The following is a 17,048-nucleotide window of genomic DNA, read 5'->3' as shown; positions in this document are numbered from 1 at the left end:
CGCTTTGAAATATCTGTGCTTGCAATCGATGAGGCCGTCACGCCTGGAGCTGCCCCTCAGCTCCTTGTGGATACTGCCTGCTGCCGCGACGGCGACGCAGGCCGAACAAGCTGCCGTCGTCAACGTCGAACTTTGCGCCGGATTCCCTGGTGTTGGCATCGTCGCTACGGCGCCGCTACTCGGCGCGCGCTCGCCCCGTCCGCGCTGCTCCATGAGCGGCGCATCCAGGGCACCTAAATGGGCCCCAATCGTTTCCCCGTGGACCTGCCGAACCTCGTGGACTTTTATCTGCGAGACCGGCTCGAACTCGATGCGATGATCTCGCAACGGATCACCGAAGGCTTCGAGGCCATGCGCCACGGCGAACTGGCGCGCTCCGTGATCGTGTTCGACCCGTGAGCGGCGGCGCGGCAAACCGGACGTCGCATTTCCGGGCGGAGTGCTAGGATTTCGCGTTGCGGCGCGCGACCCGTGCGCGCCGAACCCGTCCACGCTTCAACCCGCTCATGCGAATGCTCACGAGATCCTTTCTGATCGCCCTCGCGCTGGCCTGCTCCTGTGCCCGCGCCGCCCCGTTCCAGTCCAACGTCACGGTGCTCTCCAACGACATCGCCTACGACATCCACGCCGACGGCACCTTCACGAAGCAGGTGTCGGAAACCTATCGCATCAACACCGACCAGGGTGTGAAGAACGACAGCCAGATGCCGCTGCGCTACAGCACGTCGCTGGAAACGCTCGACGTCGAGGAGGCGTACACGACCACGCCGCAGGGCGAACGCCTCGACGTCGCGCCCGACAAGATCATCGTGCAGCAGAGCCGCGAAAGCGCGGCCGCGCCGATGTTCGACGACGGCAAGGTCAAGACCGTGGTGTTTCCGCGCGTCGAGATCGGCTCGGTCCTGACACTGCGCACCCGCAGAACCCAGAAACAGGCGCTGTTTCCGAACCAGTTCAGCGCGTCCGAGTACTTCAGCAACGAGGTCGCGCGCACCGCGACGCACATCACGGTGCGCGCGCCGGCGTCCGTGCCGCTGCGCGCGGAGGCGATCGGCCTGACGGGCGGCCGCGTGAACGACGGCGACGGCGCGCTCCAGCAGTGGCGCTGGTCGCTGCCCGACGCGCCCGCGCGCGCGCCGGAACTCGGTTCCGTGAGCATCGGCGACTACAGCCCGCGCCTCGCGCTCACCACCTTCCCGGATTTCGCGGCCGTCGGCGCGGCGTACCAGCAGCGCGCGGCGTCCAAGGCGGCCGTCACGCCGGCCGTGCGCGAGCTGGCCGAACGCCTCACGCAGGGCGTGAGCGAGCCGCGCGCGCAGGCGGAAATCCTCTACAACTGGGTCAGCGCGCATATCCGCTACGTCGCGATCTATCTCGACTTCGGCGGCGTGGTGCCGCACGACGCCGACGCGATCCTCCATTCCGGGTACGGCGACTGCAAGGACCACGTGACCGTCCTGCAGGCGCTGCTCGCCGCGAAGGGCATCGCGAGCAGCGCGGTGCTCGTGAACGCCGACAGCACCTACTGGCTGCCGAGCGTCCCCGCGCCGCTCGCCGTGTTCGATCACGCGATCACCTACCTGCCGGACTTCGACCTGTTCGTCGACTCGACGGCCTCCTTCGCCCGCTTCGGCACGCTGCCGTCGAGCGAACTCGGCAAGCCCGCGCTGATCACCGACGCACCCGGCGGCGCGCGCATCGTGACGCTGCCGCTCGGCACGCCGGACAACGCGCGCACCCGGGTCACGACGCGCGTGTCGATCGACCGCGACGGCAACGCGCGCGGCGCGGCGACGATCGACAACTCGGGCGTGCTCGACTACTCCGCGCGCCAGCTGTTCGCGTCGCTGCCGCCCGGCGTCGAACCCCAGGTCGCGAACCGGATCCTGACGCTGACCGGCCAGAGCGGCACCGGCAGCTACCAGCACGGCGACCCGCGCGACCTCACGCAGCCGTTCAACTACGCGACCGCGTTCAAGCTGCCCGACTACACGCCGTTCCCCGGCCCCGGCGCGATGCAGGTGCCGCTCGGTCTCGGCAGCTTCAGCAGCATCGCCTCCGCGTTCGACCAGTGCGAGCTGGATACGCGCAACTACGCGATCCCCGTCACCGGCCAGCGCGTGGCGGAAACCACCGTCATCACGCTGCCCGACGGCATCCGGATCACCCACGTGCCGAAGCCGGCCCGGGTCGTGTCGCCGCTCGGCCGCTATTCCTCCGGCTACCGGATCGAGGGTCGCACGGTCACCGTGACGCGCGAGCTGGACATCACGCCGTCCGGGCCGCTCGTCGGGCCCGATCGCTACCCGGCGTTCAAGCAGTTGGCGACGCAGGTCAAGCGCGACCTGCGCAATCAGCTGGTGTACGAGCCGAGCCGGTGAGCGGAGCGCCCGTCGAGCGGCTGCGGCCGCGCGACGGGCGCCGACATGCACGGATAAATCGCAAGCGCCCTCAATGACATGAGCTTGCAGATGGTCAACGCATCGTGCCCGGACGCGGAGTCCGTCACCCATCGCGAATTCATTGCGTCGCGGCTGGGCACGGCGCTGATCGATTTCACGAATCCTCTCTATGCGCGGCATCCCGATCCGAGCCTTCGGAACTCCCGTGACTTCAGGACCCTGGCCGCCCGCCAAGGCAGCCGGCCCGCATCGATGGCGGCGGGTGTCGGCGAATCGAAGATTCGCTTCGTTGGGTTCGTTGCAATAAATCAGTATATAAAATTGTCCAGTTGTAACGTGACAACTTTATCCTCCCAATAAAATTGTCGCGTCCCACCCCAAGGGGCATTGCGCCGCCCACCCACCCCGCGATGCGGTCATGATGCCGCCTGCGCTCCCGCCCGTCGGCAGGATCACTCCGTCGATCATTAACTACGCAGTAGTAATATTTCATCGCTTCGTAAGTTTTTAGTATGGATCCACGTTGCTACGATGCGTTCACACATCGAGTCCCGCTCGCTCGATCCGCATCGCACAACCCGGAGATCTCCATGAAATCGCTCGCCTACGCCTTTGCCGCTGCCGTCGCACTGGCCGTGTCGTATGGCGCGTCGGCCCAGTCGACGCCGCTGACGCGCGAGCAGGTCCGCGCGGAACTGGTCCAACTCGAACAGGCAGGCTACAAGCCGGAGGTGGCGGACCCGTACTATCCGCGCGCGCTGCAGGTCGCCCGGACACGCGTGGCGACGACCGACACCACCGGCTATGGCGCGCAAGCCGCGCCCGTGGTGCAAACAGGTCGCGCGACGAGCGCCGCGCCGAATGATTCCAACGCGGCCCGCACCGGTCAATAACAGGATTCAAGCGCGCGAGGGCACCCTGCCCCGCGCGCCATTCGCGAACGGGAAGTTGTCCTCGACGCCGTCCGTCAGCTGATCGCGCGCGGCGCAAAATCGTTGTGTGCGCAACGAACTTTCCCGTCAACCGTCGACTTGCAGTTCACCACTGCGGAGCGGCCGTCAGTTGCATTGAGCACGTCCAGTACGTTCTCGACGCGCGCGAGGCATATCTCGCCGCCTTCGGTCCATGGCAAACGTCGTGGCCCCGGTTCAGCAACCGCGCACCCAGGCATGCGTCGAATGCGTTGACACGCGCAACCATGCGCCGGGACTCACCTTCCCTCGTAGTCCCACGAACACCCGGATCGTTTTCAAATAATCGCTTAATCTCGATTCCTATTTTCGTGACGCACGATTCACATCGATTGCCTGCGTCGGATGACGCGGCCTTGCAAAGCGTATGAACCGCGCACGTCGATGCACAGCTTTGATCATGTTCGTTTAATTGCCTCGATGAGCCCGCTGCAATGCCAGAGAATCCTGCGGCTCGACCGGTGTGCACATTGATGTTCAGCGCCGCGAGGAGAGGCGAGGCCAATCGGCAAATCGGCTGTGCGGCCGCCTGTCAATTTAGCCGCGAATACGCGTGCCTGCGCGGCCACGATACGACGTTGGCCGGATCACCAATCTGGTTCAAACGGCACCAGGCGGCCCGGTACACGCATGCGATGCGCGCCGCGCCCACGCTGCCCCACGGATTCACCGCCCCCCTCGGGATCGGCACGCGGCGTTCGCCCTGTCCATCGTCGGTACGCATGGCGGAAACTGCGCGGCTCGCTGTAGCCGAGGCGCTCCGCGATTGCCGCGACCGTCAGCGCGCGATCGCGCAACAATCGGATCGCCTCCTCGCGCCGCACCTCGTCCAGCAACGACTGAAACGTCACGCCGTCCTTGTCGAGCCGACGGCGCAGCGTGCGTTCCGTCATGTGCAGCGCGCTTGCGAGCGAGGTCATCGACTTGAAGCGCGCCAGGTCGCGTCCCATCAACTCCTTTGCGCGCCCGGCGAACCGCTCGCCGATCGATGCAGCCCACTGCCGCTCAAGCGCGTCGCACTGGCTATGCAGCGCATTGAAGCTGACCTCGTTCGCAAAACGCGGCGTCTCCGTGCCGTCGACGGTCGTGAACACAAGACTGTTTTCGCAGGCATTGAATCGCACCCGGCAGCCGAAGTGATCCACATACTCCGCGCCGTTGCGCGGAGTACGCCGCGCGAGATGCAAGTGCGCCGGCCAGACCGGTTTGCCGACGAGATCGGATACGATCACTCGCAGGCTCGACAAACACATGTCGGTCTGGAATATCTCGATATCGGGATCACCGCTGTACCGGCCGATCGTCACGCTCACGCCATCCGGGCGCGCCTGGACGCTGACGTCGAAATACAAGCCCATGAACAGCGGAAACCGGCTCATGCATGTGAGCGCCTGCATGACGGACCCGCTGATCAACATCGCATAGCCCGCCAGGCCGAGCGTCGACACCTGGAGCCGATTGCCGATCGACAAGCCGATCGACGCGACGCCGCTGCGCCGCAGCAGGTTCCTGAAGCAATGCTGCTCCTGCGCACGATTCACGCGCAGGTCCGGGGATGCGACTTCGTCCGCGCCGAGCCCCGTCCCCTCCAGTACGGCCGCACGCTCGATCTGACGCACGCGGCATTCGTCCAGAACGACCGCTATCGCGTGGACGGTGGCAGGAATGTCTTCCTGGCGTCCGCTCGGGCGGGCGAGGCCGAGCGCCGAACGCAGGCGGTGTTCGGCACTGCTTTGCTGTCGAGTGAGCCTGCTGACCATGGGTTCGGATATCGCGGCGGGTTCGCGTAGAACATAGCCGGAATGGCCGCGGCGCGCCAGTGCGGTACGCCCGTGTGACAGGCCGATGCGTCCGGAAATATCCCTCGATTACGTCCGCTTTTCTCATTCGTCCTCGAATTTTTGGCGCACCACACTTTCCTCGAATCGTGCAACGCAAGCGTTGCCGACCGAACGAGCGTTGCAGCCATGAGCGCGATCCGCGCGAGGACAGCATGAGAGACGACAGGTCACGTCGGTGGGTATCGAGCATCGCGACAGGCACAGCGCAGCAGCGCACGCCCGGCAGCGGACCGGCTCATCCCTCTCTGCTCGGTCTCTCCACCCTGGTGATCTTCGGCCTGGCCTACATGTTGCCGATGACGGTGTTTACCACCTACGGGCTCGTCACCCGCACGACGAACGGTCATCTCACGATCGCGTATGCGGTCACGCTGATCGCCATGCTGCTTACCGCGCGCAGCTACGGCCACATGGTGCGGCTCATGCCGAGCGCCGGATCGGCCTATACGTTTGCCAGCCGCGGCTTCGGCACCGCGGCGGGGTTCATGGTCGGCTGGGCACTGCTGATGGACTACCTCTTCATCCCGATGATCAGCTACCTCGTCATCGGCATCTACATGAAGCAACTGTTCCCCGTCGTGCCGTCCAGCGTGTGGATCGTGGCGAGCATCGCCTGCGTCACCGGGCTGAACATCATCGGCATCCGGCTCGTCAATCGCGTCAACCTGATCCTGATCGTCGGTCAGCTCGTCTTCATCGCGGTCTTTCTCGTCGCCTCGGCACGCTTCGCGGCCGGCCAGGCGCCGACGCTGCCAGGTGTGCTGCCCGGCGCGGGCGATGCCCGCGCGGTCTTGGCCGGGTCCGCGATCCTGTGCCTGTCCTTTCTCGGCTTCGACGCCGTGTCGACATTATCGGAGGAGACGCACGAGCCGCGCCGCACCGTCCCGCGCGCCATCCTCCTCTGCACGCTGCTGAGCGGCCTGCTGTTCATGCTGATCGCCTATGCGGGGCACATCGTCTTTCCCGACTGGCGCGCCTTCAAGGATCTCGATTCCGCCAGCCTCGAACTGATGCAGCGGATCGGCGGCGGCGCGCTGTCTGCGCTCTTCGTCGCGGTCTACGTGGCCGGCTGCTTCGCAAGTGCGATGGCCGGGCAGGCCAGCGTGACGCGCGTGCTGTTCGCGATGGGACGCGATCAGGTGCTGCCGGAGCGCGTGTTCGGGCACCGGCATGCGCGGCTGCGCACGCCGGTGCGCGCCACGCTCGCGGTCGGCGCCGTGTCGCTGTCGGCGCTGTTCATCACGCTCGATCTCGCGTCCACCATGATCAGTTTCGGCGCGCTCGTCGCGTTCGCGGTCGTGAACCTGTGCGTGATGCGCTGCCATCTCGCGCGAGCGGAACACCGCCATCCCGCCGGCTGGATCACGTTCGGCCTGCTCCCCGCCATGGGCTTCGCGATGAATGTCTGGCTCTGGTCCGGCCTGTCGCGCCAGACCTTCTATGTCGGCGTCGGCTGGCTCGCGCTCGGGCTTTGCCAGCTCGCGTGGCTGACCCGCGGCTTTACGCGCCCCGCCCCGACGCTGACGATGCATTGAACGACGGGTTGCCGAACCCGCTTTGCAACCACACTGGAGGCAGCATGAACAGTATCGACGTCAACTTCGAGGCGGATCTTCAGGCGCTGGGCAAGCGCCACCTGCTGATGCATTTCACGCACGCCGATGCCTACGGCGACCACCCGCTGACCCTATTCGAGCGCGGCGAAGGGTGCTGGCTCGTGGACCGGAACGGCCGACGCTACTTCGATGCGCTGGCTGGACTGTACTGCGTGCAGATCGGCTACAGCCACGGCGCGGAAATCGGCGACGCGGTCCGAGATCAGATGGTCCGGCTCCCGTTCGCGACCAACTGGGGCTACGGTCATGAGCCGGCGATCCGTCTCGCCCACGCGCTCGCGACGCTCGCGCCGGACGGTCTGAACCGCGTGTTCTTCACGTCGAGCGGATCCGAATCGAACGAAGCCGCGATCAAGCTGGTGCGCCAGTATCACCAGGCCCGTGGCGAACCGCAACGGCGCAAGTTCATCGCGCGCCGCGTCGCTTATCACGGGACCTCGTTCGGCGCGCTCGCGCTGAATGGAATGACGCACTTCCGCAAGCATTTCGAACCGCTGATGGCGGGGGTTCGGCACGTCGGCAATACCAAGCGCTACGGGCGCCCGGCCGCCGAGACGGAAGCGCAGTTTACGCGTCAGTTGCTCGACGAGATCGATTCGCTCATCGTTCAGGAAGGACCGGATACCGTCGCGGCGATCGTCGTCGAACCGCTGCAGAACGCGGGCGGCAGCCTGACGCCGCCGGACGGCTATGCCGAAGGCCTGCGCGCAATCTGCGACCGGCATGGCGTGCTGCTCGTCGCCGATGAAGTGATCTGCGGCTTCGGCCGGCTCGGCGAGTATTTCGGGTCGCGTCGCTATGGACTCAAGCCGGACCTGATGACGTTTGCAAAGGGCGTCGCTTCGGGCTATGTGCCACTCGGCGGCGTAATCGCGAGCGACAAGGTGATCGACACGGTTCTGACGGGACCACAGCGCATGTTCCTGCATGGCGCAACCTATGGCGGCCATCCGGTCGCCTGCGCCGCCGCGCTCGCGAACCTGGCGATCATGGAACGGGAAAGCGTGCTCGCGAACGTCCGCGAGAACACCGCATATTTCCGCCAGGCGCTCGAGGGTCTGCTCGCGCTGCCGTGCGTCGGCGACGTACGCGGCGACGGCTACCACCACTCGCTCGAACTCGTGACGGACAAGGAAGCGTGCCGCTGGACGGCACGCATGCCCGCCGCAACCTTCGTCTCGACGCTGCTCGCGCCCGCGATCCTCGACGCGGGGCTGCTGTGTCGCGCGGGCGTCGATCACGAAGGCACGCCGATCGTGCAATTCGCACCGCCGCTCGTGATGACGCGCGCGGAAATCGCGTGGCTGATCGCGACGATCCGCGATCTCCTTTCCGACACCTATGCACGCGCGACGCGCTGAGCGCGGCCTCGACGCACCCTATCGACTCAGGAGCATGCGATGCGAACCTCGCAACACACCTATATCGACGGCCAGTGGAGCGACCCGGCCGAGATGCGGACGATCGACGTCATCGACCCGAGCACCGCGCGACCGTACGCCCGGCTCGGGATCGGAGGGGCAGCCGACGTCGAGCGCGCGGTCGGCGCGGCGCGGCAGGCGTTCGACACATTCTCACGCGAACCGATCGAGACGCGTCTCGCCCTGCTGCAACGCGTACTCCACGTCTACCAACGCCGCTACGACGAGGTCGCACGAACCATCAGCCAGGAGATGGGCGCGCCGCTCGCGTTCGCGCGAGCGATGCAGGCCGCCGTCGGCACCGCACACCTCGAGCAGACGATTCACGCCTTGCGTTCGTACCGCTTCAGCACGTGGACGGACTCGCTACTGGTCTCGCGCGAGCCGATCGGTGTGTGCGCCTTGATCACGCCGTGGAACTGGCCGATCAACCAGATCGTGTGCAAGGTCGCGCCCGCGCTCGCCACAGGCTGCACCATGGTGCTCAAGCCGAGCGAGATCGCGCCATTCAGCGCGATCCTGTTTGCGGAAATTCTGCATGAGGCCGGCGTCCCGCCCGGCGTGTTCAATCTCGTGCACGGAGACGGCCCTGGGGTCGGTGCCGCCCTGTCGCGGCATCCGGACGTCGACATGGTGTCGTTTACGGGCTCGACCCGCGCGGGCATCGAAGTCGCCAAAGCCGCCGCCGATACGGTGAAGCGCGTTCACCAGGAGTTGGGCAGCAAGAGCCCGAATCTCATCCTGCCCGACGCCGACATCGAGGATGCCGTCACGCACGGCACGCGCAGTTGCTTCAGCAACAGCGGCCAATCGTGCAATGCGCCGACGCGCATGCTGGTGCACGTGGATCACCTCGGTCGTGCGGAACAGGCTGCGCGCGACGAGGTTGCCCGGATGGTCGTCGGCGACCCGCGCGCACCGGACACCACGCTTGGGCCGGTCGTCAGCCGCGCACAGTTCGAACGCGTCCAGCATTTCATCCAACTCGGGATCGACGAGGGCGCCACCCTGGTCGCGGGCGGTCCCGGGCGACCGTCCGGATTGAGCGAGGGATTTTACGTCCGCCCGACGGTGTTTTCCAACGTCACCCCAGACATGGGCATCGCGCGCGAGGAAATCTTCGGGCCGGTCCTGTCGATCATGACCTACCGATCCGAGGACGAGGCAGTCGCGCTTGCGAACGACTCGGTATACGGGCTCGCCGCCTACGTGCAATCGAAGGACGTCGAACACGCCCGCCGAATCGCGGCGCGGTTGCGCGTGGGGAACGTCCACATCAATTACCCGCCGTGGAACCCGGCAGCGCCGTTCGGCGGCTACAAGCGTTCGGGCAACGGGCGCGAATACGCCGAATTTGGTCTCGAGGCGTACCTGGAAACGAAAGCCACGACGGGGTATGCCTGAGCGACCGCCCCTCCATGGCAGCAGCGCTGCGCTGCATCGCCGCCTGCCGAGGGGGCCGAGCGCGAGTCACACGCCAACACGGCCTTGTCGATGCGCTGATGCCGCACGCGCGAAGCGCAGTCGTCCACGGTTATCGCGAGGTTTGATCCATGCAAGGTCGAAATTCGGCACCGGGCGTCGCATCGACCGCGACGCCGCGAAGGACAAGCGCGTTCCAGCAGAGCGATGCGGCTTCCCCGCACCCGGCGGCACGCGACGACATCCCCCCGCGGACGTGTTCCCACGCGATCGGTAGCAGGGAGGTCGACACGCGATGAAGCTGCTGATTGCCCGGATGAACCACGAGACGAATACGTTCTCGCCCGTACCGACGCCGCTCGCGGCGTTCGGTCGCGACGGTCCCGATTGGGGTGACGATGCATATCGCGCGAACCACGGCATGCGCACGGCGATGGCCGCCTTCCTCGACATGGCTGCCCGCGAGGGCGCCGACGTCGTGACCCCCGTGTCGGCTGCCGCGAACCCGAGCGGCCCGGTCGCAGCCGACGCGTATGCGGCCATCTGCGACGCGATCGTTGCCGCCGCGCCCGGCTGCGACGCCGTGCTGCTCGACCTGCACGGCGCGATGGTCGCCGAACACAGTGTGGACGGCGAGGGCGACTTGCTCGCACGCGTGCGCGCCGCCCTGCCCGATGCGCCGATTGCGGTTGCGCTGGACCTGCATGCGAACGTGACACAAAAAATGATCGACCACGCGGATGTGATCGTCAGCTTCAAGACCTACCCCCACGTCGATATGTACGAGACGGGCGAGCACGCGGCGCGCGTGCTGTTCAGGCAACTGTCCGGTCACGCACGGCCCGTGCTCGCTTGGCGCCAGCCGCCGCTCATGACGTCGACCCTGCGCAGCGCGACCGCCGAAGGCGCGATGCGGCGCGCGGTGAACGCCGCGCGCGCAGCCGAGGCCGATGGAATGCTCGCGGTATCGGTATTGCCGGGCTTCTCGCTGGCTGATATTCCCGCGCCATGCCTCAGCGTCGTCGTGGTCGGCGACGGCGACCGCGCGGCGGCCGACGCGCACGCCGAACGTATCGCGCGACAGATCTGGCAAGCGCGCGACGATTTCGTGTATCGCAGCGCCCCGCTCGCGGCCTCCGTCGCACAAGCCGCCGCGCTGGCGCGCGGTGCGAAGCGGCCTGTGCTGATGCTCGATCACGGCGACAACTGCATGTCTGGCGGTCCGTGCGACACCATGGACGTTATCGAGACGGCGCTTGCGCAGGGACTCGACGGTATCGTCAGCGGACCGATATGCGATCCGGATGCGGTGGCTCGAATGATCGCGGCGGGCGTCGGCGCGACCGTGACGCTGGCCATCGGCAATCGACTGCCGTCGCACGATGGCCTGCAGCGTCAGCCGTTTCGCGCGACCGGCATCGTGCGCGCCATCACCGACGGCGAATACGTGATCCAGGGGCCGACCTATACAGGGCAACGTGCCTGCATGGGACGTACCGCCGTGCTCGATACCGGGTCGGCCCTGTTCGTCGTCAGCGAACGCACACAGGAGCCCTGGGATCTCGGTGTATTCGAGAGCGTCGGCATCGATCCCCGGCGCGCACGATTCCTGTTGCTGAAATCGAGGATGTATTGCCGGCCCGTTTTCGAGCCGATCTCGGCCGCGCTCGTCGAGTGCGACAGCCGCGGCGTCACGGGATCAGACTACGGCCTGTTCCGCTACGTGCGGCTCGTCCGCCCCGTCTATCCGCTCGACAACCTCGACTGGTGACATCGCAACGCGCCACGCGCGGCCGGACAGCGGACGATCGCATGACGGCTATGCCCGCGCCGGCCCGTCGCTCAACCGCTCACCAACCCCGCCGGCGGCGCCGCGCCCGCAACCTGAACCGGCTTCGGCAGCAGCCCCGTCCGATAGAACACATCGGACAGCTGCTGCTGGTAGGCGAGCGCCGCCGGCGTGATCGGCTCGATGCCGAAACGCGTGCGCTGGAACGCCAGCGCGACCGTCGGCTCCGGAATACCCCACAGCTTCGCGAATTCGGCGGCGGCCGGCCCGCGATTCGCGTCGAGCCAGCGTTCGAGCGCGGCCACTTCGCCGAGCGTCGTGCGCAGCACCTCCGCGTGGCCGGTCGCGTACGACCGTGACGTGAAGTAATAGACGCGATTCTCGACGAGGCCCGTGCCGTCGGCGATGATCCTCGCGCCGAACGATTGCTGGACCGCCGCGAGAAACGGATCCCAGATGATCCACGCATCGACCGCGCCGCGCTCGAATGCCGCACGCGCATCAACGGGCGAGAGCCATACCGGCGTGACGTCCGTGTAGCCGAGCCCCGCCGCCTGCAACAGGCGCACCAGCAGGAAATGCGTGTTCGAGCCTTTGGTCAGCGCGATGCGCTTGCCGCGCAGTCCCGCGAAGGTCTTGACGGTCGAGGTCTTCGGCACGACCACCGCCTCGGACGAAGGGCGCGCCACGCCTTGCGCGCCATAGACGAGCGGCGCGCCCGCCGCCAACGCGAAAATCGGCGGCGCCTCGCCCACGTCGCCGAAATCGATGGCCCCGGCATTCAGCGCCTCCAGTTGCGGCGGCCCCGAGGGAAACTCGGTCCACGTCACCTTCGCGCCGAGCGGCGCGAGCTTGCGCTCCAGGGTGCCGCGCGCCTTCAGCAGGCTGAGCGGCCCTTTCTGGTAGCCGATGCGCAGCGTATGCGGATCGGTCGTCGCGTGCGCAGTCCCGGCCGCGACCGCGGCGCTCCAGGCGAGACCCGCGCCCACGAAGCGGCGTCGCTTCATCGAAATCGTATCCGTCATGTCGTTCCAGTCCTCATGGCATGCCGGGGCGCGACGGCTGACGGCCCCTTGTTCTCCCGCGGCGCAATGCCAAGGCGCGAATGGGATTCACGCATCTCGCGCGCGACGCACGGGTGTCCGGACGATTCTATGGGGCGTGGTCCGTCAATCGAACCAACGATGCACGATATTCAAAGCAGGAACAGGCATAACCCGCGCAAAGGCGCGCCGCCGCCGCTCATGCAGCGCGAAGCGCACGCGCCGTCGACGGCGCGCATCCAATGGTCGGGAACGCTTAGGACTGGCTGCCCGAACCCAATGCCGCCTCGTCGGCGGCCAGCAGTTGCGGGACGAATTCCCTCAGGAAATCGATGAAGGTGCGGATCTTCGCATCGAGGTACTGGCGCGACGGATACAAGGTATACACCGTCAACTGCTGCAGGCGATAGTCGGGCAGCACACGCACCAGCGCGCCGCTGCGCAGGGCGGGCAGCGCGGTCGACATCGGCAGCGAGCCGATGCCGATGCCTTCGCGCAGCGCGGCGCCGAGCGCGTCCGCGACGTTGACCTGGAAATCCGCCGACGGCAGCGCCAGGGTTTCGCGGCCGTTGGGTCCGTCCAGATGCCAGCGATCGGGCGGGAACACCGGTGTGACGATCTGCAGGCACACGTGATCGGCCAGATCGGTCACGCTTTGCGGTACGCCGCGCGCGCGCAGATACTCGGGCGACGCGCACAGCACGCTGTGCACGGTGCCGAGCCGCTGCGACACGAGCCCCGAATCGGGCAGTTCATTCGCGCTCAACTGCAGCGACACGTCGTAGCCCTCGTCGAGCAGATCGGGAAAATGCTGCGACAACGTCAGCTCGACCATCACGCTCGGGTGGAGCGTCCGATAGCGCACGATCGCGGGCACCACGTAGGCCTGCCCGAAGCTCGTCGTCGCATGCACGCGCAGCCGGCCGGACGGGCTCGCCTGCGCATCGGCCGCCTCCGACTCGGCTTCGTCGATATACCCAAGAATCTGCACGCAGCGTTCGAGATAGCGCTGGCCCGCCTGGGTCAGCGCCACCCGGCGCGTGCTGCGATTGAGCAGGCGCGTGCGCAGGTGCGTCTCCAGCTGCGCCACCGAGCGCGACGCAAAGGCGGTCGTGATGTCCAGCCGTTGGGCGGCATGCGTGAAGCTGCCCTCCTCGGCGACGCGGACAAAAATGCGCATCATCTGTAGCGTATCCATCGCCCCCCTTCCCGCGAATGACATCGCGCCGCGCGGCGGCACGGCTCGCGGCGGCATCCGGTTCGTCGCGGCGCATCGCGCGCGACCCACGCAGTCGGCATGCGCCGATTTCCGTCACCGCACGGCACGCGCGGCGACGTTCCGACGCGAATTTTGCGGAACGGTACAGGACGTTAAATGCCGTGTCCAGATCGCGATCGAGGGCGTGCGAGGCCGTCGCATCCGCGCGTCACCGCGGACAGGCGCACGCCCTGCCATCGGGGCTCGCCGGTGCACACAGGGAAAATACGGATCGCGACGACGAGGCCGACCCGCTAGCCAACGCGCCCGCCGGCGAGGCCCCGCATCCGGACGACGACGCCCGGGCGATTCGCGACGGACCTGCGTCGCTCGGGCCTCACCGGCCCGCAGCGCTTAACCGCGCCCCTGCGAAGCCGTTGCGGGAGGCGGGGCGCTCATGGGAAAGAGAACGGTGACGCTCAAGCCGGTTTGCTTCGCCGGGTCCGCGAAATCAAGGCGGATCTCCGCGCCGACGCGATCGACAATCGTCTGGACGATGGAGAGCCCCAAACCCGATCCCATCTGTTCACTGCCCAGTGTGCGGTAGAACGGATCGAAAACCCGGGCCCGCTCGGCTGACGGGATGCCCGGCCCGTTGTCCGTGACGCGCACTTCGACCTTCCCGTCCAACGCCCCCACGGAAAGATCGACCCGCCCGCCTTCCGGCGTGTAGCGAATGGCGTTGTCGATCAAGTTCTTGACCACGGCGATCAGGTCCAGCTCGCTGACCCACACTTCGTCGTCCTGCGTGCCTTCGACGCCGATGTCGATGCGCCTGGCCTCGGCCAGCGGCATGAGGTCCTCCAGCACACGGCGGTAGACGCCTTGGACAGATACCGGCGATTCCGGCGCGTCGGCAGCCGACTGCGCCCTGGCCAAGGTCAGGAGTTGATCCAGCAGGTTTCGGCCACGCTCGATCCCTTGGCGCAGCGCCGTCAACCGTTCGCGCGCCGGACCGGACATCTCCGTTTGCGCCAGCCGTTCCGCCTGCAGCGAAAGCGCCGTCAACGGCGAGCGCAGCTCGTGCGCCGCGTCCGCCACGAAACGGCGCTGAGACGTCATGGACTGGCCGACGCGGGCGAGCAGGCGATTGATCGCCACGGCGAAAGGCCGCACCTCGACCGGAAGATGCCGATCTGCGACGGGGTGCAGTTCCTGCTCGGCGCGCTGGTCGATTTCCCTGGAGAGGGCGGCGATGGGCCGAAACATCTTGCGCACCAGATCGGCGACGATCAGCAGCAACACCGGCACGAGCACCAGGAAAGGCATCACCGTGCGCAGCGCGCCCTCGCGGGCGATTTCATTGCGGAAGCCCGCCTCCTGCGCCACGGCGATGCGTTCGCCGGCGGCCGTGGTCTTCACCAGGACGCGGAATGTCTCGCCGCCGACCTCCAGCGTCTGCAATCCGTCGGACAGCGTGGCGGGCAGCGGCAGGATGCCTCCCGAATCCACGTCGACCGGCGAGGGTTGGGCCCCGCCCAGGCGCTGAACGATCACGCGCGATTCCTCATCGGCATCCGCGAGACGCCCCCCGCTCGGCGAAGGCGTCGGCGACAAACGCTGCTGATCCATGAGCTGCGCCACCTGGCGCAGAACGTCATCCTGCAGCTCGTGCGCCTCGTCGAAGGCAGACAGGAACGAGAATGCGCCCGCGACGATGGCCATCACGAGAATCGCCAGCGACAGGGTAACGGACAGCTTGAGTTGAACCGACTCGTTCAAGCGTCTTTTGAAACCATCCATCCCAGCCCCCTGACGTTCTTGATGACCGCGCTGCCGAGCTTGCGCCGCAGCGCATGGATCAGGAACTCGACGGCATTGCTTTCGACTTCTTCCCCCCAGCTGTAGATGCGATCCTCCAGTTCGCTGCGCGAGAGAATGGCGCCCGGCCGAACCAGCAAGGCCCGCAGCAGTGAAAACTCGCGGTTGGACAGTTGTACCGGGGATCCGCCGTCGACGCTGGCCTCCTTGGTGACCGGATCGAGCGACACCACGCCGTTGCCGAGGACGGGCGCGGCCTTGCCGCCCCTGCGCCGCAGGACGGCGCGCATCCGGGCCAGCAGCGCCGCCATCTGGAAGGGCTTGGCGACATAGTCGTCGGCCCCGCCGTCCAGGCCGCGGAGCAGATCATCGAGGCCATCGCGCGCCGTGATGATGAGGAGGGGAACCGGATCGTCCCTGGCGCGGAGGCTCGCGAGCACGTCCAGCCCGTCTTTGCCGGGCAAGCCCAGGTCGAGCAGCACCAGGTCATAGTGCTGGCAGCCCAATGTCGTGAGCGCAGTCCGTCCGTTCTTGACCCAGTCCACCGCGTAGGACGCATCCTTCAACGCACCCTGGATCGCGTCCCCGATCATGGGATCGTCTTCGACGAGCAATACCCGCATTCCCACTCCCTTCAATCGTCGGTCAATGTGTCGTCCTGGCTGCGCGCTGCTTGAAGAACAGGATCGCCGTCAGCATGAAGGCGAACAACGCAGCCGACGCCGAATAACGGCTCAAGGCCAGACCGCCCGCGCTCGACGGTTTGTCCAGGAAGTCGCCGACCGCCGCGCCCAGCGGGCGGGTCAGAATGAACGCCGCCCAGAACAGCAGCGTACGGGACACGCCGGTCCGGTAGTAGGCGGCCGCGACCAGGGCGAGCAAGCCGCTGAACACGGCGGCCGCGCCCGTGTAGCCCAGGCCCGCCGTATCGGCGGTCCAGTCGCCCAGCGCCGTGCCCAGCGTCTGGGAGAACACGATGGTCAGCCAGTAGAAGGCTTCCGCCTTGGGCGAGTGGGTGGTGCTCGCGGACACGGAACCGAGGGTGCGATGCCAGACCAGGAGCGAGCCGAGCAGCAAGGCCAGCAGCAGGCTCGAACCGCCAGCGTACCCGATTCCCAGCGAGCGATCCGCAAAATCGGCCAGCGTCGTGCCGACGGTGGTCGTCGCGATGATGGCGGCCCAGTACAGCAATGGATGGAACCTTTTGGCCTTGACCTGCGCGACGACGACGACCAGGAAGATCGCCGCGAAGATGCCGGTGGCGACCAGATAGCCGAGATGCATGGACATCGAAACGGCATCGCCGCCGGTTTCGCCGAGCGTGGTGGCCGCGATCTTGATCAGCCAGAATCCCAGCGTGGTCTCGGGGACCTTGACCAGCGCGTGTTCAGTAGACGTTTTCATCGGGTGCGCTCGCGGGTCAGGCCTTGCCTTGGAAGGCGTCGAAGGTCTTCAGCAAATTGGCCATCGCCGCCTTGCAGTCGGCCTGGCCCGGCGCGGGGGGGGGCAGGGCCGACCAAAACC

Annotated in this window: 14 protein-coding genes; 8 read left to right on the top strand and 6 right to left on the bottom strand. The window is 66.9% G+C overall.

Annotation, left to right across the window (positions count from 1 at the left end):
* Positions 1 to 237 precede the first annotated feature (237 nt).
* The 4 genes from AC1RQF_RS09930 to AC1RQF_RS09915 all read left to right on the top strand — a co-directional run bounded on the left by AC1RQF_RS09930 (position 238) and on the right by AC1RQF_RS09915 (position 3,295).
* Entirely contained in the window at positions 238 to 399 is a 162-nt protein-coding gene (locus tag AC1RQF_RS09930; RefSeq protein ID WP_492871920.1) for a hypothetical protein, read from the top strand.
* A 113-nt stretch (positions 400 to 512) separates the two neighbouring features.
* Positions 513 to 2,381 (top strand): DUF3857 domain-containing protein, encoded by a 1,869-nt coding sequence (locus AC1RQF_RS09925; protein WP_492871919.1) that lies wholly within the window; start codon positions 513 to 515, stop codon positions 2,379 to 2,381.
* A gap of 90 nt (positions 2,382 to 2,471) precedes the next feature.
* A complete protein-coding gene (locus AC1RQF_RS09920; protein ID WP_273995285.1) occupies positions 2,472 to 2,762 on the top strand; it encodes a hypothetical protein in 291 nt (96 codons plus the stop codon).
* Positions 2,763 to 2,992: 230 nt separating this feature from the next.
* Positions 2,993 to 3,295 (top strand): DUF4148 domain-containing protein, encoded by a 303-nt coding sequence (locus tag AC1RQF_RS09915; RefSeq protein ID WP_492871917.1) that lies wholly within the window; start codon positions 2,993 to 2,995, stop codon positions 3,293 to 3,295.
* Positions 3,296 to 3,960: 665 nt separating this feature from the next.
* On the opposite strand, the gene AC1RQF_RS09910 is transcribed toward AC1RQF_RS09915, so the two are convergent.
* The gene (locus AC1RQF_RS09910) at positions 3,961 to 5,133 is read right to left on the bottom strand and encodes an AraC family transcriptional regulator (protein ID WP_273995283.1); all 1,173 of its coding nucleotides are present in this window, start codon (positions 5,131 to 5,133) and stop codon (positions 3,961 to 3,963) included.
* 233 nt (positions 5,134 to 5,366) lie between these two features.
* Between AC1RQF_RS09910 and AC1RQF_RS09905 the strand changes: the two genes are divergently transcribed.
* The 4 genes from AC1RQF_RS09905 to AC1RQF_RS09890 all read left to right on the top strand — a co-directional run bounded on the left by AC1RQF_RS09905 (position 5,367) and on the right by AC1RQF_RS09890 (position 11,444).
* Positions 5,367 to 6,749 (top strand): APC family permease, encoded by a 1,383-nt coding sequence (locus AC1RQF_RS09905; RefSeq protein WP_492871916.1) that lies wholly within the window; start codon positions 5,367 to 5,369, stop codon positions 6,747 to 6,749.
* A 44-nt stretch (positions 6,750 to 6,793) separates the two neighbouring features.
* On the top strand, positions 6,794 to 8,191 hold the full coding sequence (locus AC1RQF_RS09900) for an aspartate aminotransferase family protein (protein WP_273995282.1): 1,398 nt from the start codon (positions 6,794 to 6,796) through the stop codon (positions 8,189 to 8,191).
* Between the two features lie 39 nt (positions 8,192 to 8,230).
* Positions 8,231 to 9,655 (top strand): aldehyde dehydrogenase family protein, encoded by a 1,425-nt coding sequence (locus AC1RQF_RS09895; protein WP_492871914.1) that lies wholly within the window; start codon positions 8,231 to 8,233, stop codon positions 9,653 to 9,655.
* A gap of 313 nt (positions 9,656 to 9,968) precedes the next feature.
* Positions 9,969 to 11,444: a M81 family metallopeptidase gene (locus AC1RQF_RS09890; protein ID WP_492871913.1), complete on the top strand. Its 1,476-nt coding sequence runs from the start codon at positions 9,969 to 9,971 to the stop codon at positions 11,442 to 11,444.
* 71 nt (positions 11,445 to 11,515) lie between these two features.
* Here the strand turns inward: AC1RQF_RS09890 and AC1RQF_RS09885 are convergent, their stop codons facing one another.
* The 5 genes from AC1RQF_RS09885 to AC1RQF_RS09865 all read right to left on the bottom strand — a co-directional run bounded on the left by AC1RQF_RS09885 (position 11,516) and on the right by AC1RQF_RS09865 (position 16,928).
* Positions 11,516 to 12,487 carry a sulfonate ABC transporter substrate-binding protein gene (locus AC1RQF_RS09885; protein WP_492871912.1) on the bottom strand — a complete coding sequence of 324 codons (972 nt, stop codon included), beginning with the start codon at positions 12,485 to 12,487 and terminating at the stop codon, positions 11,516 to 11,518.
* A gap of 274 nt (positions 12,488 to 12,761) precedes the next feature.
* Positions 12,762 to 13,703 (bottom strand): LysR family transcriptional regulator, encoded by a 942-nt coding sequence (locus AC1RQF_RS09880; protein WP_273995276.1) that lies wholly within the window; start codon positions 13,701 to 13,703, stop codon positions 12,762 to 12,764.
* A gap of 414 nt (positions 13,704 to 14,117) precedes the next feature.
* On the bottom strand, positions 14,118 to 15,506 hold the full coding sequence (locus tag AC1RQF_RS09875) for an ATP-binding protein (RefSeq protein ID WP_273995274.1): 1,389 nt from the start codon (positions 15,504 to 15,506) through the stop codon (positions 14,118 to 14,120).
* Entirely contained in the window at positions 15,482 to 16,147 is a 666-nt protein-coding gene (locus tag AC1RQF_RS09870) for a response regulator transcription factor (RefSeq protein ID WP_273995273.1), read from the bottom strand. The genes AC1RQF_RS09875 and AC1RQF_RS09870 overlap by 25 nt, the downstream gene beginning before the upstream one ends.
* Before the next feature lie 22 nt (positions 16,148 to 16,169).
* Entirely contained in the window at positions 16,170 to 16,928 is a 759-nt protein-coding gene (locus AC1RQF_RS09865) for a COG4705 family protein (protein WP_273995272.1), read from the bottom strand.
* Positions 16,929 to 17,048: the final 120 nt, after the last annotated feature.

It is taken from the genome of Burkholderia sp. GW821-FHT14F03 (assembly GCF_058803765.1).
This window is presented reverse-complemented; position numbering and strand designations above follow the sequence as displayed.

Excerpts from the sequence above, each read along its gene's own strand:
- AC1RQF_RS09865 (WP_273995272.1), bottom strand. The coding sequence starts at position 16,928 with ATGAAAACGTCTACTGAACACGCGCTGGTCAAGGTCCCCGAGACCACG.
- AC1RQF_RS09900 (WP_273995282.1), top strand. The coding sequence starts at position 6,794 with ATGAACAGTATCGACGTCAACTTCGAGGCGGATCTTCAGGCGCTGGGC.
- AC1RQF_RS09870 (WP_273995273.1), bottom strand. The coding sequence starts at position 16,147 with ATGCGGGTATTGCTCGTCGAAGACGATCCCATGATCGGGGACGCGATC.
- AC1RQF_RS09875 (WP_273995274.1), bottom strand. The coding sequence starts at position 15,506 with ATGGATGGTTTCAAAAGACGCTTGAACGAGTCGGTTCAACTCAAGCTG.
- AC1RQF_RS09915 (WP_492871917.1), top strand. The coding sequence starts at position 2,993 with ATGAAATCGCTCGCCTACGCCTTTGCCGCTGCCGTCGCACTGGCCGTG.
- AC1RQF_RS09920 (WP_273995285.1), top strand. The coding sequence starts at position 2,472 with ATGGTCAACGCATCGTGCCCGGACGCGGAGTCCGTCACCCATCGCGAA.
- AC1RQF_RS09880 (WP_273995276.1), bottom strand. The coding sequence starts at position 13,703 with ATGGATACGCTACAGATGATGCGCATTTTTGTCCGCGTCGCCGAGGAG.
- AC1RQF_RS09930 (WP_492871920.1), top strand. The coding sequence starts at position 238 with ATGGGCCCCAATCGTTTCCCCGTGGACCTGCCGAACCTCGTGGACTTT.
- AC1RQF_RS09910 (WP_273995283.1), bottom strand. The coding sequence starts at position 5,133 with ATGGTCAGCAGGCTCACTCGACAGCAAAGCAGTGCCGAACACCGCCTG.
- AC1RQF_RS09890 (WP_492871913.1), top strand. The coding sequence starts at position 9,969 with ATGAAGCTGCTGATTGCCCGGATGAACCACGAGACGAATACGTTCTCG.
- AC1RQF_RS09895 (WP_492871914.1), top strand. The coding sequence starts at position 8,231 with ATGCGAACCTCGCAACACACCTATATCGACGGCCAGTGGAGCGACCCG.
- AC1RQF_RS09905 (WP_492871916.1), top strand. The coding sequence starts at position 5,367 with ATGAGAGACGACAGGTCACGTCGGTGGGTATCGAGCATCGCGACAGGC.
- AC1RQF_RS09925 (WP_492871919.1), top strand. The coding sequence starts at position 513 with ATGCTCACGAGATCCTTTCTGATCGCCCTCGCGCTGGCCTGCTCCTGT.
- AC1RQF_RS09885 (WP_492871912.1), bottom strand. The coding sequence starts at position 12,487 with ATGACGGATACGATTTCGATGAAGCGACGCCGCTTCGTGGGCGCGGGT.